The sequence below is a fragment of the Deinococcus indicus genome, assembly GCF_002198095.1.
In the GTDB taxonomy this organism is placed as follows: Bacteria; Deinococcota; Deinococci; order Deinococcales; family Deinococcaceae; genus Deinococcus; species Deinococcus caeni.
In genome coordinates this window covers 1-23992 of the sequence record NZ_NHMK01000036.1, presented here as the reverse complement: position 1 = coordinate 23992, position 23992 = coordinate 1, and the positions used below count along the sequence as shown (strand labels likewise).

The 23992-nt window shown below is 67.3% G+C and carries 25 protein-coding genes and 1 tRNA gene; 20 read left to right on the top strand and 6 right to left on the bottom strand.

Annotated elements, in window-relative coordinates; translation table 11 throughout:
* A complete protein-coding gene (prmC, locus tag CBQ26_RS20100) occupies positions 1 to 858 on the top strand; it encodes a peptide chain release factor N(5)-glutamine methyltransferase (protein WP_088250386.1) in 858 nt (285 codons plus the stop codon).
* On the opposite strand, the gene CBQ26_RS20095 is transcribed toward prmC, so the two are convergent.
* The 3 genes from CBQ26_RS20095 to CBQ26_RS20085 all read right to left on the bottom strand — a co-directional run bounded on the left by CBQ26_RS20095 (position 855) and on the right by CBQ26_RS20085 (position 4584).
* Positions 855 to 2246 carry an MFS transporter gene (locus CBQ26_RS20095; RefSeq protein ID WP_088250385.1) on the bottom strand — a complete coding sequence of 464 codons (1392 nt, stop codon included), beginning with the start codon at positions 2244 to 2246 and terminating at the stop codon, positions 855 to 857. The two genes, prmC and CBQ26_RS20095, sit on opposite strands and share 4 nt — an antisense overlap.
* Positions 2243 to 3157: a polysaccharide deacetylase family protein gene (locus CBQ26_RS20090; RefSeq protein ID WP_088250384.1), complete on the bottom strand. Its 915-nt coding sequence runs from the start codon at positions 3155 to 3157 to the stop codon at positions 2243 to 2245. Before CBQ26_RS20090 ends, CBQ26_RS20095 begins: the two co-directional genes overlap by 4 nt.
* A gap of 335 nt (positions 3158 to 3492) precedes the next feature.
* Entirely contained in the window at positions 3493 to 4584 is a 1092-nt protein-coding gene (locus CBQ26_RS20085; RefSeq protein ID WP_088250383.1) for an acyl-ACP desaturase, read from the bottom strand.
* 213 nt (positions 4585 to 4797) lie between these two features.
* On the opposite strand from CBQ26_RS20085, the gene CBQ26_RS20080 reads away from it, so the two are divergent.
* From CBQ26_RS20080 to CBQ26_RS20070, 3 genes are read left to right on the top strand one after another with little or no spacing between them, the layout of a single operon-like run.
* On the top strand, positions 4798 to 5253 hold the full coding sequence (locus CBQ26_RS20080) for a peroxiredoxin (RefSeq protein WP_088250382.1): 456 nt from the start codon (positions 4798 to 4800) through the stop codon (positions 5251 to 5253).
* Complete coding sequence (locus tag CBQ26_RS20075) at positions 5253 to 6242, top strand: ParA family protein (RefSeq protein WP_088250381.1); 990 nt, start codon at positions 5253 to 5255, stop codon at positions 6240 to 6242. The genes CBQ26_RS20080 and CBQ26_RS20075 overlap by 1 nt, the downstream gene beginning before the upstream one ends.
* Before the next feature lie 47 nt (positions 6243 to 6289).
* Complete coding sequence (locus CBQ26_RS20070) at positions 6290 to 6868, top strand: hypothetical protein (RefSeq protein WP_143342221.1); 579 nt, start codon at positions 6290 to 6292, stop codon at positions 6866 to 6868.
* A 21-nt stretch (positions 6869 to 6889) separates the two neighbouring features.
* Here CBQ26_RS20070 and bshB1 read toward each other — a convergent pair whose 3' ends face one another.
* Positions 6890 to 7624: a bacillithiol biosynthesis deacetylase BshB1 gene (gene bshB1 / locus CBQ26_RS20065; RefSeq protein ID WP_088250379.1), complete on the bottom strand. Its 735-nt coding sequence runs from the start codon at positions 7622 to 7624 to the stop codon at positions 6890 to 6892.
* A 109-nt stretch (positions 7625 to 7733) separates the two neighbouring features.
* Here bshB1 and CBQ26_RS20060 point away from each other — a divergent pair.
* From CBQ26_RS20060 to rpoZ, 3 genes are all read left to right on the top strand, one after another.
* Positions 7734 to 7808: transfer RNA gene (locus CBQ26_RS20060), tRNA-Thr, on the top strand.
* 95 nt (positions 7809 to 7903) lie between these two features.
* Entirely contained in the window at positions 7904 to 9391 is a 1488-nt protein-coding gene (gene gnd, locus CBQ26_RS20055) for a decarboxylating NADP(+)-dependent phosphogluconate dehydrogenase (RefSeq protein WP_088250378.1), read from the top strand.
* A 130-nt stretch (positions 9392 to 9521) separates the two neighbouring features.
* Positions 9522 to 9821, top strand: coding sequence for a DNA-directed RNA polymerase subunit omega (rpoZ, locus tag CBQ26_RS20050; RefSeq protein ID WP_055363817.1), 300 nt, complete (start codon positions 9522 to 9524; stop codon positions 9819 to 9821).
* Between the two features lie 113 nt (positions 9822 to 9934).
* Here rpoZ and CBQ26_RS20045 read toward each other — a convergent pair whose 3' ends face one another.
* Positions 9935 to 10501, bottom strand: a complete 567-nt coding sequence (locus CBQ26_RS20045; protein ID WP_172418186.1) for a peptidylprolyl isomerase — start codon at positions 10499 to 10501, stop codon at positions 9935 to 9937.
* 47 nt (positions 10502 to 10548) lie between these two features.
* On the opposite strand from CBQ26_RS20045, the gene CBQ26_RS20040 reads away from it, so the two are divergent.
* From CBQ26_RS20040 to purL, 6 genes are all read left to right on the top strand, one after another.
* A complete protein-coding gene (locus tag CBQ26_RS20040) occupies positions 10549 to 12012 on the top strand; it encodes a DR2241 family protein (RefSeq protein WP_088250376.1) in 1464 nt (487 codons plus the stop codon).
* A gap of 370 nt (positions 12013 to 12382) precedes the next feature.
* Complete coding sequence (gene purC / locus CBQ26_RS20035; RefSeq protein WP_088250375.1) at positions 12383 to 13111, top strand: phosphoribosylaminoimidazolesuccinocarboxamide synthase; 729 nt, start codon at positions 12383 to 12385, stop codon at positions 13109 to 13111.
* 94 nt (positions 13112 to 13205) lie between these two features.
* Complete coding sequence (purS, locus tag CBQ26_RS20030) at positions 13206 to 13481, top strand: phosphoribosylformylglycinamidine synthase subunit PurS (RefSeq protein WP_088250374.1); 276 nt, start codon at positions 13206 to 13208, stop codon at positions 13479 to 13481.
* The gene (gene purQ / locus CBQ26_RS20025; protein WP_088250373.1) at positions 13478 to 14149 is read left to right on the top strand and encodes a phosphoribosylformylglycinamidine synthase subunit PurQ; all 672 of its coding nucleotides are present in this window, start codon (positions 13478 to 13480) and stop codon (positions 14147 to 14149) included. The genes purS and purQ overlap by 4 nt, the downstream gene beginning before the upstream one ends.
* Positions 14146 to 14619: a DinB family protein gene (locus CBQ26_RS20020; protein ID WP_088250372.1), complete on the top strand. Its 474-nt coding sequence runs from the start codon at positions 14146 to 14148 to the stop codon at positions 14617 to 14619. Before purQ ends, CBQ26_RS20020 begins: the two co-directional genes overlap by 4 nt.
* 127 nt (positions 14620 to 14746) lie before the next feature.
* Entirely contained in the window at positions 14747 to 16975 is a 2229-nt protein-coding gene (gene purL, locus CBQ26_RS20015; RefSeq protein WP_088250371.1) for a phosphoribosylformylglycinamidine synthase subunit PurL, read from the top strand.
* 101 nt (positions 16976 to 17076) lie between these two features.
* Here purL and CBQ26_RS20010 read toward each other — a convergent pair whose 3' ends face one another.
* Positions 17077 to 17430, bottom strand: coding sequence for an endonuclease domain-containing protein (locus tag CBQ26_RS20010; RefSeq protein WP_088250370.1), 354 nt, complete (start codon positions 17428 to 17430; stop codon positions 17077 to 17079).
* A gap of 107 nt (positions 17431 to 17537) precedes the next feature.
* On the opposite strand from CBQ26_RS20010, the gene purF reads away from it, so the two are divergent.
* The 7 genes from purF to CBQ26_RS19975 all read left to right on the top strand — a co-directional run.
* A complete protein-coding gene (gene purF, locus CBQ26_RS20005; RefSeq protein ID WP_088250369.1) occupies positions 17538 to 18956 on the top strand; it encodes an amidophosphoribosyltransferase in 1419 nt (472 codons plus the stop codon).
* 11 nt (positions 18957 to 18967) lie between these two features.
* Positions 18968 to 20293, top strand: coding sequence for an SIR2 family protein (locus CBQ26_RS20000; RefSeq protein WP_088250422.1), 1326 nt, complete (start codon positions 18968 to 18970; stop codon positions 20291 to 20293).
* 138 nt (positions 20294 to 20431) lie between these two features.
* Entirely contained in the window at positions 20432 to 20632 is a 201-nt protein-coding gene (locus tag CBQ26_RS19995; RefSeq protein WP_088250368.1) for a YwbE family protein, read from the top strand.
* Between the two features lie 64 nt (positions 20633 to 20696).
* Positions 20697 to 21257: a hypothetical protein gene (locus tag CBQ26_RS19990; protein ID WP_088250367.1), complete on the top strand. Its 561-nt coding sequence runs from the start codon at positions 20697 to 20699 to the stop codon at positions 21255 to 21257.
* Positions 21258 to 21439: 182 nt separating this feature from the next.
* On the top strand, positions 21440 to 21631 hold the full coding sequence (locus CBQ26_RS19985) for a hypothetical protein (RefSeq protein ID WP_088250366.1): 192 nt from the start codon (positions 21440 to 21442) through the stop codon (positions 21629 to 21631).
* 195 nt (positions 21632 to 21826) lie between these two features.
* Positions 21827 to 22978: a M48 family metallopeptidase gene (locus CBQ26_RS19980; RefSeq protein WP_229844357.1), complete on the top strand. Its 1152-nt coding sequence runs from the start codon at positions 21827 to 21829 to the stop codon at positions 22976 to 22978.
* 237 nt (positions 22979 to 23215) lie between these two features.
* Positions 23216 to 23992: IS66 family transposase (locus CBQ26_RS19975; RefSeq protein WP_088250420.1), on the top strand; the 777-nt coding region annotated here is incomplete at its 3' end.

Here is a 23992-nt window from a genome sequence, read left to right as displayed (position 1 = left end):
GTGCAGCTGCGTGACCTGTTACGGCAGGGCGCGGCGCGGCTGGGCAGCGCGGGCGTTCCCTCCCCGGAGGTGGACGCCCGCGAACTGCTGCTGAGCGCCCTGCACCTGACGCCCACGGCGCTGCTGACCCGCGCGCACGAACCGGTCGGCGCGGACGGTCAGGCGCGGTACGCGGCGCTGCTGGACCGCCGCGCGGCGCGCGAGCCGCTGCAACACATCCTGGGCGAGGTCGAGTGGGGCGGCGTGCGGCTGCGCTGCGACCCGCGCGCCCTGGTGCCCCGCCCGGAAACCGAGTGGCTGCTGCACCTGCTGCTGCCGGACCTGCGCCAACTGGAACGGCGTGCCCTGGCGGCGCCGCGCGTGCTGGACGTGGGTACCGGCACGGGCGCGCTGGCGCTGGGCGTGAAGGCCGCCTGCCCCGGCGCCGCCGTGACCGCCACGGACCTCAGCCCCGAGGCCCTGGCCCTGGCCCGCGAGAACGCCGCCCTGAACGGCCTGGAAGTCACGTGGATGCACGCGGACCTGCTGGCGGGCGTGACCGGCCCGTTCGACCTGATCGTCAGCAACCCCCCGTACCTGCCGGACGGGGACCGCGCGCACGCCGACCCCGAAGTGCAGCGCGACCCGCAACTGGCGCTGTACTCCGGCCCGGACGGCCTGACCCTGGCCCGGAGACTGGCCGCACAGGCCCCGCCCGTCCTGGCAGGCGGCGGGACGCTGTGGCTGGAACTCGACCCGCGCAACGCCGCCACGCTGGCCGCCGAGTTGCGCGCGGGCGGCTGGGACGCCCAGCTGCACGCCGACCTGACCGGCCGGGAACGCTTCGTGCAGGCGCGGCGGACCGGGCAGCCGGGTTAACCTCCGCCCGCTGCGGCCCGTTCCAGTCGTTTCCGTGCCAGGGCGGCGCGCACGGCGTTCAGGCGTTCGCCGTGCAGCGGGTACAGGGCCAGCAGCGCCACGGCCAGCAGCGCGCCCGCGATGGGCGGGACGGTCATGAAGAACCGGAAACCGCCGGCCACCGTGTCGGGTTGCGTGGTCAGGGTGGGGTCGTAGCCGCTGGCGCGCGTGACCGCCCCGAAGGCCTGCGCGGTCAGGGCGGCGCTCAGGGTGGTGATGAAGCCGGACATGCCGTAGTACAGGCCCTCGCGGCGCTCGCCGGTGCGCAGTTCGTCCTCGTCGATCACGTCGCCCAGGATCACGTCGCCCATCAGGATCATGCCGGAGAGCGCCACTCCGAACAGCACGGTCGAGGCGAGCGCGCCGGCCAGCGTGCTGACCAGCGCCAGCGGGATCAGCGAGGCGGCGCCCAGCGCGAAGGCCAGCATCAGCGTGCCGCGCGCGCCCAGGCGGGGGGTCACGAAGGTCCGCCAGGGCCACAGGGCCGCGCCGGCCGTGACGAACGCGGCGGCCAGCAGCAGGGTGGTGGCGGCGCCGCCCGTCTCGCCCAGGCTGTAGCGCACGTAGAAGCCCATGCCGGTCGCCAGGGTGCCGGTGCAGAAAAACCGCATGGTCTGCGCGGCCACGACGGTCAGGAACGCCGGGTTGCGGAACGTGACGCCCGCCGCCCGGAAGAACCCCAGGCCCGGCGCGGCGGCGCCCGGACGCTCGAACAGGCTGCCCAGCCCGGACAGGATCGCGGCGGCGGCCAGTGCGGCCAGCAGGGTCGCCGTGACGCCCCACCCGAGCAGCCCGGCCAGCAGGGGCGGCAGCGCCAGTCCGATCAGCAGGCCCACGACCTGCACGGCGTTCATGCGCCACGCGACGTCCGTGCGTTCCTGAAAGGTGCGGAACATCTCGGGCAGCAGCGCCAGGTAGCCGGTGCCGACCGCCGTGCTGACCGTCTCCCAGAGCGTCCAGACGACCACGAAGTACACCAGCAGCGCGACCGGGCTGCTCACGCCGTCGAACGGCGCCCAGAACAGCAGGGCGAACAGGATCAGGGCCGGCAGGAACCCGAACCGCACGAACGGAATGCGCCGCCCCCAGCGTGAGCGGGTCCGGTCGCTCAGGAACCCGATGACCGGGTTGTTCACGGCGTTGTACACGGCGAAGCAGGTCAGGGCGGTCGCGGCCCAGGCGGGGTCCATGCGGCGGTCGTCCACGTAGTACAGCAGCAGGAAGCTGCCGGTCTGCGCCGGGATGGTCAGCCCGAAGTTCATGACCGCGTACCGCCAGCGCTGCGAGGGGGTCGTGTCGGGCGCCGTGTCCGGGGTCAGGTCGGGCGCCGGTGCGGGGACGGACGTCATGGCCGGGCCGTCCCGAGCAGCGGCCGCAACGCGCGGTAGGAGGTGACCTTCACGCCGCTGCGTTCGATCACGCCGGGCAGGCGCGGGTCCATGAACGCCGCGTGGTTCGCCACCCGGCCCGCCCAGTCGCTGGCAATGGCCCGCAGTTCCGGCGTGTCCCGCGCCGGATGCAGGATGAAGTGCGTCAGGCCCGGCGGGAGGCTGCCCAGCAGGTCCTCGATCAGCGGCACCTGATCCCCGCCCCGGTGCAGCGGCAGCATCACGAGGTGATCCACCAGCGGCAGCCCGCGCGCCGCCAGGGTCTGCGTGAACTGCGCCGCCTGCGCCGCGTCCCGCGCGTCCAGCCCGTGCGAGCGCCACCCGGCGGTGTCCAGTCGCGGGAACATCGGGACCGCGCCGTGGTGCAGGGCCAGTTCGATGCAATCCGGCAGGAAGCGGGGGTGCGCGACGGCGCCCATGTGGGCGTCCACGTGCGAGACCTCGATCCCCAGGTCCAGCGCCCGCCGGATCTGGGTGTCCATCTCGGCACGCACGGCCGCCGGAACGCCGTGCAGGCGGGCCGCCTCGACCGTCGCGTGCAGGTGGCCCTGCGCGTCCAGCAGGCCCGTGGCCGGGTCGCGGGTACTCAGGGCCGACCAGCGGTACTCGCTCCACTCGCTCGTCAGGGTCAGGTGCACGCCCAGGTCCGCGTCCGGGAACTCACGGGCCACCCCGGCGGCCGCCGGCGCCCACGCACAGGTCGTCATGACCGACGCCGACGACAGCGTGCCCGCCCCGAACAGGTCCAGGCAGGCACTCACGGTCGCCTGACACATGCCCAGGTCGTCCGCGTGAAAGATCACCACGCGGTCGTCCGGCGCGTACCCCAGCGCGGCCAGCGCCGGGTTCGGGGGTGAGGTCGGTGGGATCATACGCGGCCTCCTGATGGGCGCGCAGCGGACGGGGCCGCGCACTCAGGTGAAAACGAAACGGTGACGGAACGGACGCCAGACAGAGGAACACCGCCAGCATGTCACGCCCGGCACCACCCTGCCCACCCACGCGCCCTGAACAGGAAAGCGGAAGCCCGCCACACGCACAGGGCGCGGGCGGGCTTCAGGCGGGCCGTATCATACGGATTCCGTTTGTTTCGCCAACAATCCGGAACGTCGCCGGATTGCCGGCTCCACGTCCGGAACCCGTTTCTCTCCCACTCGCATCCGCTCGGATTGAACGGGCCTTGCAGCCCATTCAACCGGAGTCCGTATCAGTCGTCGGCGGCCTGGGTGCTGGCGGGTTTTTCCGGGTTCTCGATGAATTCGGTCGGGTCGTACAGATCGAAGCCGATCTCCTTCTCGTAATCCTGGATCTTCACGTGCAGGCGTTTCACGTCGCCTTCCACGGCGCCGTAGTCGAAGGTGTCCCAGATGGCGGTCGTCTTGAAGTTCCCGCCGTCGAAGTCCGGGACCTCGCGGGTCTTGCGGATGCCTTCTTCCAGGGCCTTGCGGCTCTCGATGCCCATGTTGCGGAAGGCGACCTGCATCACGTCCCGCTGGAAGTCGCGGGGGCCGTAGATGCCGGCGCGGTACACCGTCTCGTAGAAGTGCTCCCAGTTGGGCACCAGGGTCGCGGCGGGCATGCTGAACTGCCCGATGACGTTCCGGATGGCGTTCAGGGTGCGTTCCGGGTAGTAGTAGAGGTACATGCGCACGCCTTCCAGGAAGAAGTTGTAGTGCGCTGCCTCGTCCACGGCGATGGTCTGCGCGACCTTCGCGAGGACCGGGTCGGTCACGCCCCGCAGGTGCGGTTTGTCGCTCTTGCCCTGCGCGATCTTCATCATGTTCAGGTAGTTCAGCTGTGTGGCGCGTTCCTGGAACACGGTGTACACGAGGTTGTGGATGGCGTCCGGGAACGGCAGTTCCCAGGTCTGGGATTTCAGGCGGTCCTTGTACTCCGCGATCCACTGCGGGCTGCGCTGGCCGCTGAACAGCACGGCGTTCTCCCAGGCGTCCGCGTGTTTTTCCTCCTCGCTGCCCCAGCGCATCTGGAAGTGCGAGCGGCCGTGGCTGCGGCGCACGAGGTGAATCAGGTTACTGGTGAAGTCCGGCGCGTACTGCTCGACGGCGAAGAACCCCTGGATGACCGTGATCAGCTCGGGCGGCAGGTCCTTGTTCATGGCGCGCCAGTCGAAGGAGCGGTCCGGGTTCCAGTTGCGGGTCTCCTGGCTGCGGGCGGTGTACCAGCGGTACAGGCCCAGGAAGCCGCGTTCGATCAGTCGGTCCTTCTCGGCGTTGCTCAGCAGCCCGGCGGGGGTGCGCGGGCGGTCGTTCAGCATGTTGGGGGGCATTACGTCGGCCATGGGAATTCCTCCTCGGGGCCGTCCCGGCTGGGGTGCGGGCGGCGCGTGAACGGTGCAGACGCCGGGGACGGTACCCACCCAGGGTAGACCCGCGCGCCGGGCAGGGGGGGCAAAGCGGGACGCGGTTCAAAGCTCCCCCCAGGCCGGGCCACGGTCACTGCCGCTGCCGGAACTCGGGCTGCCCTGGGCGGCGCGGCCCGCTACACTGCGGGCATGAGCCTTGTGGGACAGCCTGCGCCGGACTTCACCCTGCCCGCCTCGACCGGCGAGCAGATCACCCTGAGCAGTTACCGGGGCCACAGCGCCGTGGTGCTGGTGTTCTACCCGCTGGATTTCAGTCCCGTGTGCTCCATGCAGCTTCCCGAGTACTCGGGCCGCCAGGATGACTTCGCGGACGCCGGGGCGGTCGTGCTGGGCGTGAACCGCGACTCCGTGCACGCGCACAAGGCCTGGGCGGCCGAGTACGGCATCGAGGTGCCGCTGCTGGCCGACATGAAACTCGACGTGGCCCGCGCGTACGGCGTGGCCATCGACGACCGGGGCATCAGCGGCCGGGCCGTGTTCCTGATCGACCGCTCCGGCGTGGTGCGTTACCAGCACGTCGAGGAGAAGACCGGCGACTACACCGTGCGGCCCGAGGCCGTGCTGGCCAAGATCCGCGAACTCTGATGGCACCGGTCGTCCTGAGTTTCATCAACCTCAAGGGCGGCGTGGCGAAAACCACGGCGACCGTGCAACTGGCCGACACGCTGGCGTTCATGAAGCAGAAGCGCGTGCTGGTCATCGACCTGGACCCGCAGACGAACGCCACCCTGGCCCTGATCGGCGAGGAACGCTGGGCGCAGGCCGACGAGGACGGGCAGACGCTCGCGCAGCTGTTCCTGGACCTGCTGCGCGGCGACGGCACCTTCACGTTCGACGCCACGCGCGCCATCGTGCGCGGCGCCAGCAACCTCAACCGCGTGCCGCCCGAGGTGATGGACCAGCTGCCCGAAGGCACCCGCTACGGCCGCGTGGACCTGCTGCCCTCCTCCATCCGGCTGATCGACGTGCAGGACCGCATGCAGGACATCGCGGGCCGCACTTACTACTCGACCGGCCCGATGGAAGTCGTGAAGAAGTTCGTCGCGCCGCACTTCGACACGTACGACTACGTGCTGATCGACTGCCCGCCCAACCTGGGGTTCGTCACGCAGAACGGCCTGGAAATCAGCGACCACTACCTGATCCCCACCATCCCCGACCGCCTGAGCACCTACGGCATCCCGCAGATCGCCGGACGCATCGCCGAGATCCGCCGCGCCCGCAACCTGCGCCTGAGCTCGCTGGGCGTCCTGATCACCAAGTACCAGAGTCAGAGCAGCCAGCACCGCCAGGGCCTGCAACGCCTTCCCGAGGATCTGCAACGCGCCTTCGCCGGCACCGGCGAACGCACCCCCCCGATCCTGACGACCGTGCTGCCCCAGACGAACGCCAGCGCCGAGGCCATGACCTTCGACCGCACGCCCGCCAACTACCGCGAGAAGTACGGCGGCGGCGTGGTCGCCGGGCAGAGCGCGTACAAGTACGGCCTGGACCTTGCCGACGAGATCGAGGAACTGCTCGCCAGCCGCCCACACCCCGCCCTCCCCTACCGGGACTGGCCGCAGCAGGACTGAGCGGCAGCCTGGGAAAAAGAACTGATGGTTACTCAGTGAACGGGAACATGCGACACCCAGACCCTGACCTGACACCAGATGACGTGTGGAACGGCGACGGAAGGGGTGCCCAGCGGATCGCAGATCTTCTGGTCGCGATCCGCGATCTCCCCGCAAGTCACACGACTGACGAAGCGGAGAAACTTTACTGGCAGATCGACAACGTGGCGGTCATCCAGGGCTCTCTGTACCCGGCTGGCCCGAAGGTGCTGCCCGCCCTGCTCGCTGGACTGAGGCACGCTACCCCGGCAAGCCGTCCGTGGCTGCTCAACGCGATCTACGAGGTCGCCAGTGGCTCACCCAGTCACCGGCTGTCCATCCACGAACGGGAACACATCCAGATGAACCTGATTCAGAGTGTGGATGCGGTGCGTGCTGTTCTGATCGAGTTGCTGCTCCACGGCAGCGACAACGAAGCTCACACCGCAGCGGATCTCCTGGCGTTGATCTTCACCGCGCCGCAGGAATTCCTCATGCCTGCCCTGATCAACCCGCAGGAATTCCAGGAACTACTTATAGCTCTCGCCACACAGCCTGAACGGCAGAATCGTCTCGCCAGAAACGTCGGGCTGACCGTTCCCGAATAACGAGCGAAGGCAAGTTTCTTCTCACAATGCCAGGGGGTCCACCAGCAGCGCCGAGTCCGCCTCGAAGGCCTCGGCGTAGCGCACGCGCGCCAGGGTGCCCCAGTACGTCAGGCGGGCGCGGCGACGCTCCACGATCTCCGGCGTGACCGTCTCCGAGATGGCCGCCCCCGAAAACTGACTCTGGTGCGCCAGGATCGCGGCCTCCCAGATGTCCTGCACGGCCTCGACATCCACCAGCACGTTCGGGGTGATGTCCGCGTTCCCCTGGTACAGCAGCACCCGGCCCACCCGGTGCGGCTCGCCCGGCAGGTCCGCCTTCGCCAGTTGCGCCAGATGCACGGCCCGCTTGCTTAGGTGGTACGTGCCGAAGTGATCCGGGTGGCGGTCGTGGTGGTGCGGGACGACCAGCACGCGGGGCCGCACCGCGCGCAGCACCGACGCCAGCGCGTGCGCGCCTTCCAGCGTGTCGCGCAGCTCGCCGTCCGGCAGGCCCAGCTGCCCGCGCCACGTCAGGCCCATGATCGCCGCCGCGCGGGCGCACTCGGCCACGCGCACGTCCGGCGTGCCCTGCGTGCCCCGCTCGCCACGCGACAGTTCCAGAATGCCCACCGCGCGCCCCGCGCGGGCCAGCCGGATCAGGGTGCCGCCCGCGCCGATCTCCGCGTCGTCCGGGTGCGGCGCGAGGCACAGCCAGTCCAGCGGCCCCGCCACGCCATGAATCGTCTCGAACGCCTCCGGGGTTCCTGCGGTCACCATGCCCGCCAGCATAGAGCGGCCGCCGAGGCCCGCACCCGGCGCCTTGACACTCCCCGGCGCACTCCATATACTTTTTGAGCTTCCGCGTGGAGCAGCTCAATTCATACCCGCCAGTGTAGCTCAGGGGTAGAGCAACTGATTCGTAATCAGTAGGTCGTCGGTTCAAATCCGACCTCTGGCCCCACAGAAAAGCCCCCGCCGCGTGCGGGGGTTCTTCGGTGTGGGGGCTGTGTTGACAGGGTTCCAGCGCCGATTGGTGTGCGGTGTACGCTTATTCGCATGACGAATGACGCGGTGACAGGTGGCGGGCAGGGCGCGGTGGCGGATATCGGTGTGATCGGGCTGGCGGTCATGGGTGAGAACCTGATTCTGAACATGGCGAGCCGGGGGTTCACGGTCGCGGCGTTCAACCGGACGGTCAGCAAGGTCACGGCGTTCACGGGGGGCCGTGCGCTCGGGAAGTCCATCGTGGGGGCCGGGTCGCTGGAGGAACTGGTGGGGCAACTGAAGGCTCCACGTAAGGTGATGCTGATGGTGAAGGCGGGCGCGGCGGTCGATGAGTTCATCGGGCACCTGCGGCCGCTGCTGAGCCCTGGCGACATCATCATCGACGGGGGGAACAGTCACCCGGCGGATTCGACGCGCCGCACGCGGGAACTCGCGGCGGACGGGTTGCTGTTCGTGGGGACGGGCGTGTCGGGTGGTGAGGAGGGCGCGCTGACCGGGCCGAGCATCATGCCGGGCGGGAATCCGGCGGCGTGGGAGGCGGTCAGGCCGATCTTCCAGAGCATCGCGGCGAAGGTGGCCGACGGCGCGCCCTGCTGCGACTGGGTGGGGCCGGAGGGCGCGGGGCATTTCGTGAAGATGGTGCATAACGGCATCGAGTACGCCGACATGCAGATGATCGCCGAGGCGTATCAGCTGCTGCGGGACGGTGCGGGCCTGAGCGCCCCGGAGGCGGGCGCGGTGTTCGCCCGCTGGAACGAGGGCGAGCTGAACAGTTACCTGATCGAGATCACGGCCGACATCCTGACCAAGACGGACGACCTGACCGGGCAGCCGCTGGTGGACGTGATTCTGGACGCCGCCGGGCAGAAGGGCACCGGGAAGTGGACGTCGGTGGCGGCGCTGGATGCCGGCAGTCCGGCCGCGACGATCACGGAGGCCGTGTACGCCCGCGCCATGAGCGCCCTGAAGGCCGAGCGCGTGGCGGCCAGCCGCGTCCTGAGCGGTCCGACCTTCGCGGCGCCCGCCGACCGGGAGGCGTTCATCGAGGGCGTGCGGCAGGCGCTGTACGCCAGCAAGATCGCCGCGTACGCGCAGGGCTTCCAGCTGCTGCACCTGAGTGCGCGGGACGCCGGGTGGACGCTGGATTACGGGCAGATCGCGCAGATGTGGCGCGGCGGGTGCATCATCCGCGCGGCGTTCCTGGACCGCATCAAGGAGGCGTTCGACGCGCAGCCGGACCTCCCGAACCTGCTGCTCGCCCCGTACTTCCGGGACGCGGTGGGCGGCGCGCAGGCGGCGTGGCGCGGGACGGTCGCGGCGGCCGTGGTGGGGGGCGTGCCGGTCCCGGCGTTCAGCAGCGCCCTGGCGTACTACGACGGCTACCGCGCCGAGCGGCTGCCCGCGAACCTGCTGCAGGCGCAGCGGGATTACTTCGGCGCGCACACGTACGAACGCACGGACCGTGCGCGCGGCGAGTTCTTCCACACGAACTGGACCGGGCGGGGTGGCGACACGGCCAGCAGCACGTACAACGCCTGACCGTCGCCCGCGGCGGGGGCATTGTGGGCCGGGCGCTTGGTGTGCCCGCCCCCGCTGGGCTACAGTGGGGGGCTGACGGAACACCCACCCGCCTCACGCGGGACGGCCGTGTTTCAGGGAGGTTGCGAGAATGGCGGAAAAAGACATCGACAAGCTGCTGTCCATGACGGACAGCAAGTACCGACTGAGTGTGGTCACGGCCAAGCGCGCGTTGCAGCTGCGTTCCGGCGCGCCGAGCGTGCTGCCGGTCGAGCAGCGCGTGCGGCACCGGAACCTGGTCACGCAGGCCATGCGGGAACTGGCGACCGGGAAACTCACGGTCGGCACGAACCTGATCGACGAGCCGCGTTTCCAGCAGGATTACGTACGGCAGCGGCAGGCGCAGCTTCAGGCCCAGCTGAACGCCGAACGCGAACGCGAACGCGACTGAACCCCCATCAAGAAGGCAGCGCCCACACCGGGGCGCTGTCTTCTTCTCGTTACTGCGAGGTGATACGAACTCGGATTGAAGGGTCTTTGCAGCCCCTTCAATTGGAGTCGGTCTTACTTCTCGACGAGGTACGCGGTTTCGATCACGTCGGGCGTGCCGCGCATGCCGGGCTCGATGCGGGTCAGGCGGTCCAGCACGTCCAGGCCTTCCACGACGCGGCCGAAGACGGTGTGGCGGCCGTCGAGGTGGGGGGTGTCGGTGAAGGTGATGAAGAACTGGCTGCCGTTGGTGTTCGGGCCGCGGTTGGCCATGCTCAGGACGCCCTTGCCCTGGTGGCGGTGGGGGTTGGGTTCGTCCTCGAAGTCGTAGCCGGGGCCGCCGGCGCCGGTGCCGGTGGGGTCGCCGGCCTGCGCCATGAAGCCGTTGATGACGCGGTGGAACTTGATGCCGTCGTAGTAGTGGTGGCGCAGCAGGTACGCGAAGGAGTTCACGGTGACGGGCGCGTCGTCGGCGTGCAGTTCGACGACCAGGCGGCCCTTGCTGGTTTCCAGCACGGCGCGGTAGGCCTTGCCGGGCTCGATGCCGTCCCCGAGTTCCGGGGCGCGGCTGAAGCTGATGCGGCGTTCGGCGCTGAGTTCGGGGCTGGGCGTGAAACCGTCTGCCTGATAGAGGTCGCTCATGCGGCACAGTCTACCTGCCGGGGCGGGGGGGCGGGTCAGGGGACCGCATGTTCCGGGACAATTCCGGTCGCGGGGGGGCGGTACAGTCGGTGCGTATGCGTTCCCTGGTGCTTATTGGTCATGGATCTCACCTGAACGGTGAGTCGGCGGTCGCGGTGTACCGGTATGCGGAACTGATCCGTCAGCGCGGGCTGTTCGACGAGGTCATCGAAGGCTACTGGAAGGAGGAACCGTCGCTGCGGCAGGTGCTCAAGACGACCGCCAGCACGGACGTGACGGTCATTCCGATGTTCATCAGCGAGGGGTACTTCACGGAGACCGTGATTCCGCGTGAGATGGGCCTGGGGCACCAGGGGCCGGTGCCGCCCGAGGGCGTGGCCCGCGTGATCGGCGGCCGGACCGTGCGTTACACCCTGCCGTACGGTGTGCACCCCAGCATGACGGACGTGATCCTGGCGCGCGCGCGCGAGGTCCTGCCCGACGCCAATCCCGAGGACACCGCGCTGATCGTGCTGGGGCACGGCACGACCCGCAACGAGAACAGCAACCGGATCGTGTACCAGAACGCCGACCGCATCCGCGAGTCCGGGCAGTTCGCCGAGGTGCAGGCGCTGTTCCTCGACGAGGACCCCAAGGTGGGCACCTGGCCCGAGACGGTGCGCTCGCCGCGCGTGGTGGTCGTGCCGTTCTTCGCCAGCGAGGGCTGGCACACCCTGGAAACCATTCCCGAGGACATGGGCCTGACCGGCACCGTCACGGACTTCACCGAGAACCCGCACGGGCACCAGCAGGTGTTCTACGCCAGGCCGGTGGGCACGCACGCGGCCGTCGCGGACGTGATCCTGCACCTCGCGGAGGAGGCCAGCGGGGCGGGCGGGCCGGGCGGGGACACCGAACGCGGGCACGAGGCGGCGTGGCAGGCGTTCCTGAAGGGCGCGCGCGCGGGCCTGCGGGTCGGGGAGGTGCTGGTCACGCCGGAACTGGGCGTGTTCGAGCTGCGCAACGCCCTGGACGAGGGCCGCCCCGGCGCGGACCTGACCACGCTGGTCACGCCGGAGGGCGTGCGGGATCAGGTGCGTTTCACGGACGGCGGCGAGCACCGGCCCGTGCACACGCTGCGGAACCTGCCGCGCGGCTGGCGGGCGGTGCTGAGCGAGGCGGACCTGCGCCGCGCCATGCATTACGTGTACCCGGCGGTGATCGAGGAGACGTACGCGCACGACTGCCACGCGCTGCGGCCCACGCCCTGGGCGACCACGGCGCGGCGGCAGACGGGCATCTACGCCAAGGTGCAGAAGGCGACGCCGGCGCAGGTGGAGCACGTGGCGCAGGACGTGTGTACCGGATGCCTGCGCACGCGCCTGTGGGCGGGGCACAAGCTCACGCAGTCGTTCCTGAACGGCGTGCCGGGCGGCATTCCCTGCGCCGAGGCCTGCACGTTCGTGGTGGCCGAGGTCCGCGAGGAAGTCAGCGGGAAACGCGGCGGCGGCGGGCACTCGCACAGCCACTGAACGGCACGGTCACTGAAAGGTGCGGTCCCTGAACAGCGCGGTCTGCCCCATCGTGGGTGGCGTTCGTCCGAGTCCTCTGAACACCCCCGGCGTTCCGGCGCGCGGGGGTGTTACGCTGTCAGGCGGTGATCAGCCCTCCCGCGTGGGGGGTGGATTGCACTTCCCTTTTCTTCCACCCGCGTCCTGTGAGACGCCCCGCCCCGGCCGCGCGCCGTGAAACAAGGGCGGTAAGCCCGTCCGAGAGACGGCGATGGAGGCTTCACATGTTCAGCACCGCGACATTCCAGCGTCGCCCCGCCTGCCGGGGGACGCTTTTCCTACATTCCGGGGACACGCCCGCCCAGGCCGCCCCCACCCCCCTGGAGGACGCATGACCGCAAGCCGAGGCGAACTGAAGTACGAAGGTAAGGCCAAGCGCGTGTACGCGACCGCGAACCCCGCCGAGTACATCGTGGAGTACAAGGACGACGCGACCGCCTTCAACGGCGTCAAGAAAGCCCAGATCGGCGGCAAGGGCGCGATCAACAACGCGATCACCGCGCACCTCTTCCCGCAGCTGGAGGCGGCGGGCGTGCCCACGCACTTCATCGAGCTGCTGTCCACCACCGAGCAGCGCGTGCGGGCCGTGACGATCATCCCGGTCGAGGTCATCGTGCGCAACGTGGCCGCCGGGTCGTTCAGCAAACGCCTGGGCGTCGAGGAAGGCACCACGCTGTCCCGCCCGGTCGTGGAGTACTGCTACAAGAGCGACGCGCTCGGCGACCCGCTGATCAACACGGACACCGCTGTCGCGCTCGGCTGGGCCACCCCCGAGCAGCTGAAGCGCATCCGTGAACTGGCGCTGAACGTGCAGGCGTTCCTCGTGCCGTACTTCGCGGCGCGCGGCGTGCGCCTCATCGACTTCAAGCTGGAATTCGGCACGCTCGCGGACGGCACGGTCGTCCTGGCCGACGAGATCAGCCCCGACACCTGCCGCTTCTGGGACGCCCAGACGAACGAGAAGATGGACAAGGACCGCTTCCGCCGCGACCTCGGCGGCGTGGAAGACGCCTACGCGGAAATGCTCCGGCGCGTGACCGCACCGGGCGCAAATGGCTGAAGGTCGATGGCCGACCGCCACGACCCACCTGCGCCAGCCCTCCTGACCATCCGCCATCCGCCTCTTGCCATCTGCCCTCCGAAGGAGCCCCACCATGTCCACCTTTAAAGCGAAAGTGTTCGTGACCCTGAAGCCCAGCATTCTCGACCCGCAGGGGCGCACCGTTGAGCGGGCGCTGTCTCATCTGGATCACGGGAACGTGGGTGGGGTGCGCGTCGGGAAGTACATCGAACTGACCCTCTCGGGCAGCCGCGCGGACGTGGAGGCGCAGCTGAAGGACATCACCGAGAACGTCCTGAGCAACCCCGTGATGGAGGACGCCCGCTGGGAGATCAGTGAACAACAGGGTGAGGAGCTGGTCGGCGCGTGAAGACGGCCGTCATCCAGTTTCCCGGCAGCAACTGCGACGGCGACGCGCTGCACGCCGCGCAACTGCTCCTCGATCAGGACGCGCAGTTCGTGTGGCACACCGAGGCCGGACTGCCGCAGGGCACCGAGCTGGTGTTCCTGCCCGGCGGCTTCTCTTACGGCGACCACCTGCGCTCCGGCGCGATTGCCGCGCGCAGCCCGATCATGCAGGCCGTCAAGGCGCATGCCGAACGCGGCGGCTTCGTGCTGGGCGTCTGCAACGGCTTCCAGGTGCTGACCGAGTCCGGCCTGCTGCCCGGCGCGCTGAGTCGCAACCGCGACCTGCACTTCCTGTGCCGCCCCGTGCACCTGCGCGTCGAGAACGCTGGCACGGCCTTTACCGGCGCGTACACGAAGGGGCAGGTCATCGAGGTGCCCATCGCGCACGGCGAGGGCAACTACTACGCCGACCCCGAGACGGTCGCGCGGCTGGAAGGCAACGGGCAGGTCGTGTTCCGCTACACCGACAACCCGAACGGCAGCCTGAACGACATCGCCGGAATCATCAACGAACGCGGGAACGTGCTGGGCATGATGCCCCACCCCGAGCGGGCCGTGGAGGCCCTGCTGGGCAGCGAGGACGGGCGGGGCCTGTTCGACAGCCTCGTGCGCGCCCAGGCTCCCGCGTGACGACCGTGCAGGCGTTCCTGGCCGACGCGTACGAACAGGAACTCGCGGCCCTGCGCGCCGCCCTGGACGCCGTTCCGGACAGCGAATTCGCCGTGCCGCGCCTGGGCCACAGTCCCGCGTGGCACGCCCTGCACATTGCCGAGTGGCTGCGTTTCTTCGCGTTGCAGGACCTGAGCCCCACCTACGCCCACCTGGGCTGGGAGGATTCCGCGTGGATCGGCGAGTTCCTGGGCACGCCCCGACTGACCGAGACGGACCCAAAGGACGCCATCCTGACCGAACTCGATCAGGTCGGCAGTGTCCTGATCGCCACCATTCGCGGCCTGCGGGACGACGAACTGAACGACCTGCTGCGCTCGCCCGCCGCGCCCACCGGCACCCGCGAACGCCTCGCCGGACTGAACCTGCACCTGCGCCACGCCGCTTACCACCGGGGCCAGCTGAAGCAGGCGCTGAAAGCGCCACTCTGACGCCCATTCCCTTGTCCACCCGCCCCTTGCCCACCCGCCCCTTCCCGATCCGCCCCTCTCCTACCGGCTCTTCCCCGACCCTGATTTTTCCGCCCGGGCAGACTGCCCTGGTTCTCAAGGAGCTTCAATGACGCAAGCCGCCACCCTCCGCGACCGTGCGGGCACGTTTGGCCTGTCCACAGAAGAATTCGACCTGCTCGTCACGCGCATCGGCCGGGAGCCGAACGCGCTGGAGGCCGCCATCGTGGGCGCCATGTGGAGCGAGCACTGCGGGTACAAGAACTCGCGGCCGCTGTTCCGGCACTTCCCCACGACGGGGCCGCAGGTGCTGCAGGGTCCCGGTGAGAACGCGGGCGTGGTGGATATCGGGGACGGGTGGGGCGTGGCGTTCAAGATGGAAAGCCACAACCACCCGTCGGCGGTGGAGCCGGTGCAGGGCGCGGCGACGGGCGTGGGCGGCATCCTGCGTGACATCTTCGCGATGGGGGCGCGGCCCTTCGCGGTGCTGGACTCCCTGCGCTTCGGGAACCCGGACAGCCCCCGCACCCGCTTCCTGCTGAACGGCGTGGTGGAGGGCATCGCGCACTACGGCAACGCGATCGGCGTGCCGACGGTGGGCGGCGAGGTGACCTTCCACCCCAGCTACCAGGAGAACCCGCTGGTGAACGTGATGGCGCTGGGCCTGCTGCGCCACGAGGATCTGGCCAAGGGGACGATGGGTGAGGTCGGGAACACCATCGTGTACGTGGGTAGCAAGACCGGGCGGGACGGACTGGGCGGCGCGGTGTTCGCGTCCGCCGACCTGAGCAACGCGTCTCAGGCGGACCGCCCGGCCGTGCAGGTGGGCGACCCGTTCATGGAGAAGCTGCTGCTGGAGGCGACGCTGGAGGCCATCCAGGCGGGCGTCGTGGCGGGCGTTCAGGACATGGGCGCCGCCGGACTGGTCAGCAGCACCTGCGAGATGGCGTACCGCGCCGGGCTGGGCATCACCATGGACCTCGATCTGGTCCCCACCCGCGAGGACGGCATGGTCCCCATGGAACTGTGCCTGAGCGAATCGCAGGAGCGCATGATCCTCGTGCCCGTTCCGGGCAAGGAGCAGGACCTGCTGGACCTGCTCGCCAAGTGGGAACTGGACGTCGTGACCATCGGGCAGGTGGAGGGGCACACGAACTACCGCCTGACGTGGCGCGGCGAGGTCGTCTGCGACCTCCCCGTGGACCTGCTGAACGAGGCGCCGAAGTACACCCGCGAGGGCATCGAATCCGACGAGATCAGGGCCAAGCGCGAGCGTGACCTGAGCGGCGTGCCTGTCCCCGGCGACCTGGGCGCGGTCCTCACCGACCTGCTGAGTCACCCCACGATTGCCAGCAAGCGCCCCATCTACCAGCGCTTCGACCATCAGGTCATGACGAACACCGTCGTCGTGCCCGGCGCCGCCGACGCCGCCGTCATGCGCGTCAAGGGCTCCGGCATGGGCGTGGCCGCGACCAGCGACTGCAACCCGCGCTTCGTGTACCTCGACCCGTACGCGGGCGCCGCCGCCGCCGTCGCCGAGGCCGCCCGCAACCTCGCCTGCGTGGGCGCCACGCCGCTGGCGATCACGGACAACCTCAACTTCGGGAACCCCCACCGGCCCGAGGTGTACTACCAGCTGGAACGCGCCGTGCACGGCATCGCCGACGCCTGCCGTCATCTCAACACCCCCGTCACCGGCGGGAACGTCAGCCTGTACAACCAGTACACCGAAGGCGACGAACGCGTCGCCATCCACCCCACCCCCACCATCGGCATGGTCGGCGTCCTGCCCGACGTGACCAAACGCGCCACCCTGGACCTAAAGGGCGAGGGCCACACCCTCTACCTGATCGGCGAGCACGCCGACACCATCGGCGCCAGCCAGTACCTCGAAACCGTCCACGGCCTCGAAGCCGGACACGTCCCCGCCCTGGACCTGACGCGCGAGCAGGCCGTCATCGACGCGACCCTGCACCTGATCCGCGCGGGCCTGACCGACACCGCGCACGACTGCGCCGAAGGCGGCCTCGCCGTCGCCCTGGCCGAGATGGCCATCGCCGGCCACACCGGCCTGAGCGTCACCCTGAACGCCCCCGCAGAAACCCGCCCCGACGCCCTGCTGTACGGCGAAGCGCACGCCCGCATCCTCATCGCCACCCCCGACGACGCAGGCACCGAAGCGGCCCTGACCGCCCAGGGCGTCCCGTTCACCCGCCTCGGCACCAGCGGCGGGGACACCGTCACCATTGCCCTCCCCGACCACCACATACACTTGAGCGTGACCCTCAGCGCCCTCACCCACGCCTTTACGACCCCCCTCGCGGAGATTCTGGGATGAAAGGACACCCCTCACCCCCAGCCCCTCTCCCCAGGGGAGAGGGGAGTCCGGGACGCCCTGCCGTTCTCCCTCTCCCCTGGGGAGAGGGCCGGGGTGAGGGGTCACTCCACCAGTGCCGCCTGAATGACCTGCACGACGCCATCCAGGTTGGTCAGTACCTCGTTATTCCAGAAACGCAGCACCCGGAATCCGGCGGCGTTCAGGTACCGGGTGCGTTCGGCGTCGTGGGCGCGGCCTTCCGGGGTGGCGTGCCCGCTACCGTCCAGTTCCACCACCAGTCCACGCTCGATGCACGCGAAGTCCGTGATGTACGGCCCGACCGGGTACTGACGCCTGAACTTCACGCCCAGCCCACGGCTCCGCAGCACGCGCCACAGCTTCGCCTCCGCGTCCGTCTGATCGCGCCGCAACTGCCGCGCCCGCACCGTCCCGCGCTTCACCGCACGCACCGTCATACCGAACTGTACCGCCCTTCTCCCCTCTCCCCTCGTGGGAGAGGGGCCGGGGGTGAGGGGGCGACCAGACCGGCGTTCCCGCACCTTCCGTTCCTCTGGAGCCTCGCATGATCTTTGATCCGATTCTTGATAAGCCGCAGGATGAATGCGGTGTGTTTGGCATGTACTCGCCGGAACCGGCGGACCTGGCGTGGTTCACGTACCTGGGCCTTTTTGCGCTACAGCACCGTGGGCAGGAGGCGGCGGGCATGTGCGTATCCGACGGCGAGAAGTTCCACGTGGAGAAGGACCTGGGGCTGGTGACGCAGGTGTTCGACGAGCGGCGCCTGGACAGCGTGCGACTGGCGAATGCCCGCGTGAGCATCGGGCACGTCCGCTACAGCACGACGGGCAGTAACCTGCGGTTCAACGCGCAGCCCCTGACGACCCGCACGAACAAGGGCATCCTGGGGTTGGCGCACAACGGGAATTTCGTGAACGCCCGCGAGGTCCGGAACGCCATGCTGATGGAAGGCGCGCTGTTCGCCACCACGAACGACAGCGAGGTCATGCTGAACCTGATCGCCCGCGAGAGCCACATGGACCTCGTGGAAGCCACGGCCGCCGCCATGAAGCAACTCAAGGGCGGCTTCGCGTGCGTGCTGATGAGCCGCACGCAACTGCTGGGCTTCCGCGACCCGAACGGCGTGCGCCCCCTGGTGATCGGGCAGCGTGAGGACGGCGCGTACGTGATCGCCAGTGAACCGTGCGCGCTGTTCACGGTCGGCGCGAAACTCCTGCGGGACGTGCAGCCCGGCGAACTCGTCTGGGTGGACCGCACGGGCCTGCACTCCCTGATGGTCGAACCCCGCAAGCCCACGCCCTGCGCGTTCGAGTGGATCTACTTCGCGCGCAGCGACAGCCGCCTGGACGGCGTGGACGCCCACGAGAGCCGCATCCGCATGGGCCACCAGCTCGCCAGGGAACACCCGGTCGAGGCGGACATCGTCGTGCCCGTCCCGGACAGCGGCATCGGCGCCGCCATCGGCTACGCCCGCGAGAGCGGCATTCCGTTCGATTACGGCCTGTACAAGAACCCCTACGCGGGCCGCACGTTCATTGCGCCCACGCAGGAGGCGCGCGAGTTGAAGGTCAAGATGAAACTCTCGCCCACCAGCGCCGTCGCCGGGAAGCGCGTGATCCTCGTGGACGACTCTATTGTGCGCGGCACCACCAGCCGCCAGATCGTGAACCTGCTGCGCGAGGCGGGCGCGACCGAGGTTCACTTCCGGGTGTCCAGCCCGCCCATCAAGCACCCGTGCTTCTACGGCATCGACACCGCCGCGCGGAAGGAACTGGTCGCCAGTACGCACAGCATCGAGGAGATCCGCGAGTTGATCGGGGCGGACACGTTGAGTTTCATCAGTGAGCAGGGCATCCGTGAAGCCGTCAGCGGCCCCGGCCTGTGCCTCGCCTGCTTCAACGGGGAGTACCCAGCTGGAACGCCGTTGTTAAATGATGTGGACAAGCTGGCGCTAGAGGTGTAAGTTCTCCACACATGACTCTTGAGGCTGAAATGGCGAAGGGAAAACTCAATTTTGAGAAATCCGAAGAGTATTTAGGTTACAGGAGTGGCATAACATCTAGAGTGAGGGAAGTGCTGCGTCAGAAAATGACGCAGCCAGTTCTATTTGTTGGATCTGGCTTAAGCAGGCGCTACTCCGATGCCCCAGACTGGCACGGACTACTGTCAGCAGTCAGCTCCAATAATCCCCTACTTAGGGATTATAACTATTACAAGCAAAGCGGTCAGACTCAGGAGCAAATAGGAACCACTCTGGCTTCATCATTCTATGAATATGCTTGGTCTGATGGCAAGTCCGAATTTCCAGATCATTTGTTCAATAGTAGATACAAAGAAATATTTTTTAAGCATACAATATGTGAAGTTATAAAGTCATTTATATTTGATCACGATAGTTTATCCTCAGAATACCAAGAGGAAATAGTTCTCCTAAGACACATTAGACCAAATACCGTAATTACAACTAATTATGATTGTATACTGGAATCAATTTTTGACAATTACTCATCAATCATTGGCGAGGATGTCTTAACTGTTCAGCCTTTTTGGGTTGGAAAAATATATAAAATTCACGGAAGCGTTTCCGCTCCAGAAAGTATCATTGCCACAATCGATGACTATAATGAATTCATTGATACCAAAAAGTACCTTAGCGCTAAACTACTGACCTATTTTATTGAACATCCGATTCTATTTGTCGGCTATAGCATTGACGACAGAAACATTAAACTAATATTGCAAGATATAGATTTAATTCTCAGCAAGAATAATATAGGAATGGATAATATATATTTCTTAAAATACGAAAGTGAAATATCATCGAAAGACCTAAAAAGAGAAGAGGTCATATTTTTAAGCGAAGACCGATCCATTCGAGTGAATTGCATTGTCGCCAAAGACTTTAGATGGGTTTTTCAATTATTTGGAGAACAAACCACCCTTAGCGGAGTTGACCCGAATCTACTCAACAACTTGATGAGCAGAATGTGTCAATTAGTTAGAACCGATATACCGCAGAGAAAAATAGATTATAGCTTTGAAACCATATCAAAAGCAGCAGACGATCAAGATGAGCTAGCTTCTTTACTGGGGATAACACCTCTTGAAGAAGATAATCTAAGCACATTGTTTAGATTTAGTTTCAATGACATAAAAAGAGAATTGGGAATAAATCAACACATACTACAACGACTATTTAAAACGATTTTTGAGAATACCGGAATGGACATAAAATCTACCGACAACAAATATCATCAATATATCGACAGGCAAGAACGGCATACACAAGTATTCGGATAATGCAATTATATTACTCGGCAAAGTAATGAGCGGTATTGATTGGGAACTGGAAATTTAACAAATTTCTGTCCAAAGTAGACATATTTACTTTCACTGTCGGCGGATGACATGCGCACAAGTCTCCCGTACCCTGTCCTCATGACTCCTCTTCGTTCGCAGATTCAGCCCGGCGTGACCGTGGATATCGTTCAGAAGCAGGATCAGCCGACCGGACGGCTGACGCGGGGCGTGGTGGCGGCACTGCTCACGCGTTCGCCGTCGCATCCGCACGGGATCAAGGTGCGCCTGACGAGCGGGCAGGTCGGGCGCGTACAGGCGGTGGTCACGCCAGGCGAGTAGGTCTCCCCTGCCGGTTGCGCCTTCGCCTACGGAACGTGCCGTTGCCTGCCGTCACACTGCGGGCATGAGCAACCTCCGGGTATGGCGCGTCCTGACCCTCGCTGGTTTCCTTCTCTGCGCGGGGGCGGGGGCGCATCAGCCGCTGTTCAATCCGGGCAGCGGCACCCTGGATTCGGCGTTCCGGGTCCCGCAGCCGACCGTGTCGAAGGTCATCACCGTGCAGGGCCGCGCGGGGGGCCGCGACTGGTACGCCCTATCGACCGGGGCGGGCTTCCGCTTGGACGTGGCGGTGTTCGTCAGTTCGGCGTGCGATGCGGCTTACCGTCCTCGCCTGTGGCTGGTGGGGCCGGGCGTGCCGGTGGGGTCGGGGCAGCCGGACTTCGTGCCGGACGGCTGGGGCGCGGTGGGCGTGTCCGGGCCGTACTCGGCGTACTCGGGGCATGGCGTGGTGGGGTGGCGCGGGCCGACGCTGGCGCGGACGCTGGGGGCCGGAACGCACTATCTGGTGGTCGAGCATGGCGCGCGGGGCGGGTGGTCGTTCATCTCGCTGGCGGGCGCGGAGGTGCCGGGCGGCACGCCGGAGGGGCGCGCGGCGCTGGGTCGCTTCGGGCGCTGCGGGGGGTAATGGGCGGCGGGGCGTTCAGGTGTTCTTGGGTGTGGGTTCACAGGGTCGCATCGGGTACGTTCGGCGGGCCGGGTGTGGAGTCTGCTGGGATGGTCGAGGCACCCCGCGCCGGGTGGGGTGCGGTCTTTTCGGTGGGGCCGGTGGGTTGCCTGTGGGCGGCGGGCCGGTGAGGGGTGGAGTCTATGAAACTGCATAACATTCTGTACGCGGCCGGGTTCGTTTCGATTGTCCTGAGTGCCACGCAGTACTTCCAGAACGAGTCCTCCGACAAGGAACGCGACGGTCTGTTCGTGGGTCACTGGGCGCCGACGTTCTTCATCCTGGGCAAGATCGCCGAGGACAAGGCCCGCCTGAACCGCAGCCTGACAGAGTAATACGCTCTCTGGCCCGCCCGGATGCTGTGTCCATGTGGACGACGCGTCCGGGCGTCCATGTGGATACCCTCGCCGGGCTGACCTGGGTGGTCCTGCTGGGTTTCCCCGGTGCGCCCGCTCTGGCGTGTGCCCCCACCGGGGTGTGCCCAGGATGCGGCGGTCCGGGCGCGTGCGGCTGCTTATGCTGGGCCGGTTATGACGGTTCAGGGTGGTCAGGGGGCGCTGGGGCGCGTGTGGCAGGGCGTGGTGGACCGGGAGTCCGCGCGGGTGCGGGACGCGTTCCTGGCGGCGGCGTCGCCGCGTACGTCGGGCCGGGCCGTGTGGGGGCTGGTGGTGGCGTGGCTGGTGGTGTTGGTGGCTGCCGTGGTGGCGTTGGTGGGCGTGTGGTGGCTGCTGGTCGCATTGGGGTGGGGTGGGCATTCCAGACTCGTCCGGTGGGTGGCTGCGTTCGGGGCGTTGTGGCTGCTAGGGTTCATGTGGCTGGCGTTTCCGCGTCCGTACCGCCCGGAAGGGCATGAGGTGTCGGCGCAGGACGCACCGGAACTGCACGCGCTGGTGGGTCACGTCGCGGCGGAGCTGGGCGTGTCGCGCCCGGTACGGGTGTTCGTGAATGGTCAGGTGAACGCGTCGATGGGTCTGGCGGGGTGGCGGCGCGAGCCGGTGCTGGTGCTGGGGTTGCCGCTGTGGTGGTCGCTGTCCCCGCAGGGGCAGGTGGGGCTGGTCGCGCACGAGCTGGCGCACCTGCGGAACGGCGACCCCGCGCGGGGCGGGGTGATCGGACTGGCGTTCTCGCTGCTGGTGGGGGTCGGGGCGGATCGCCCGCGCGAGGCTCGCCTGACCATGCTGCTGCGTGGCTACGTGACGTTCCTGTCGCTGCTGCCGCTGCTGATAGCGCACCTTCAGGCGGGGTATCTGGCCTGGTTGATCGGCGCGGACAGTCAGGCCGCGGAGTTTCGCGCGGACCTGATGGCGGCGCGCGTGGCAGGGTCGGACGCGGTGGTGGTGATGCTGGACCGGATGCACATGGCGCACCTGCTGGACAGCGCGCTGCACAAGCAGCGGCACATGCCGGAGCGTCCGCACGCGTTCGCGGAGTATGCGTTCATGCTGGACACCGTCCCGGAAGAGCAGTGGGCGGCGCAGCGGGCCGCGCTGGCCCGAACGAGTCTGGACGACTCGCACCCGGCCACCGTGGACCGCATGCAGGTGGTGCAGGCCCGCCCGGAACCGGGCACGGTGCATCTCCCGCCGAAGACGGCCGAGTGGATCCGCCTGGAACTCGGGCCGTTCGTGCGTCCCATCGAGACGCAGGCGCAGGAGTGGCGGCAGTACCTCCTGCACAGCTGACCGCCACCCCCTCTGCCCTGCCCCTGGCTCCCCTTGAGGGGAGCTGTCGGCGCAGCCGACTGATACGGACTCCGATTGAATGGGCTGCAAAGCCCGTTCAATCCGAGCGAAGCGAGAAGGAGTAAAACGGGTTCCGGACGTGGAGCCGGCAATCCGGAACTTCACCGGATTGCCGGCGGTCTGTGATTAGCGGTCGCTCGGGTGCCCGGCTTCCGGCCGGGCACTCCTGCCGTTACCATGCTGTCCATGGGCACTGGGGCGACTGAGAAGGATCTCTTCGAGATCATCCGTCGTCAGTCCGAGCAGATCGACCAACTGATCGCCGAGAACAAAGCACTCAAAGCGGAAATCTCCCGCCTGAAGAAGCGCATGGAGGAACTCGAACGGCGGGAACGCAAGTACGCCGCCCCCTTCAGCCGGGAGAAGCGCACCGCCGATCCCAAATCACCAGGACGCCGTCCTGGTGAAGGTACTTTCACCCACAAGGCCCCACCCACGCCAGAGCAGATCACAGCCACCGTAGAAGTCAAAACGCCCAACACCTGTCCTCGATGTGGGTTCACGGGCCTGCTGATCTTCACCCGTCAGGACAAGGCCTGGGTCACGGAACTCGTCCCCCACAACGCCATGCAGGTCACCGAGTACCACGTGCGCGTCATGGAGTGCCCGCAGTGTCACCACGCACCGCGTGGTGACCATCCCGACCTGAAAGCCAATCAGGTCGGTGCGACCTCTCACCGCCTGGGACCCGTCCTGCACGCCACCCTTCAGACCCTGCATCACGAGCTGGGCCTGCCGGTCCGCCGTATCGGTCGGGTCATGGATCTCCTCGGCGGCCTCCAGATCACGCAGGGTGCGATCACGCAAGCCGCACAGCGGCTTGCGGCCGACGGCAGCGCCCTGGCGGCCCACGTCGACGCGCTGCAGACACAGATCCAGCAAGCACCCTACGTGCATCACGACGACACCGGCTGGCGGATCGGCGCTCAGAACGCCTGGGTGGGGACGTTCCGT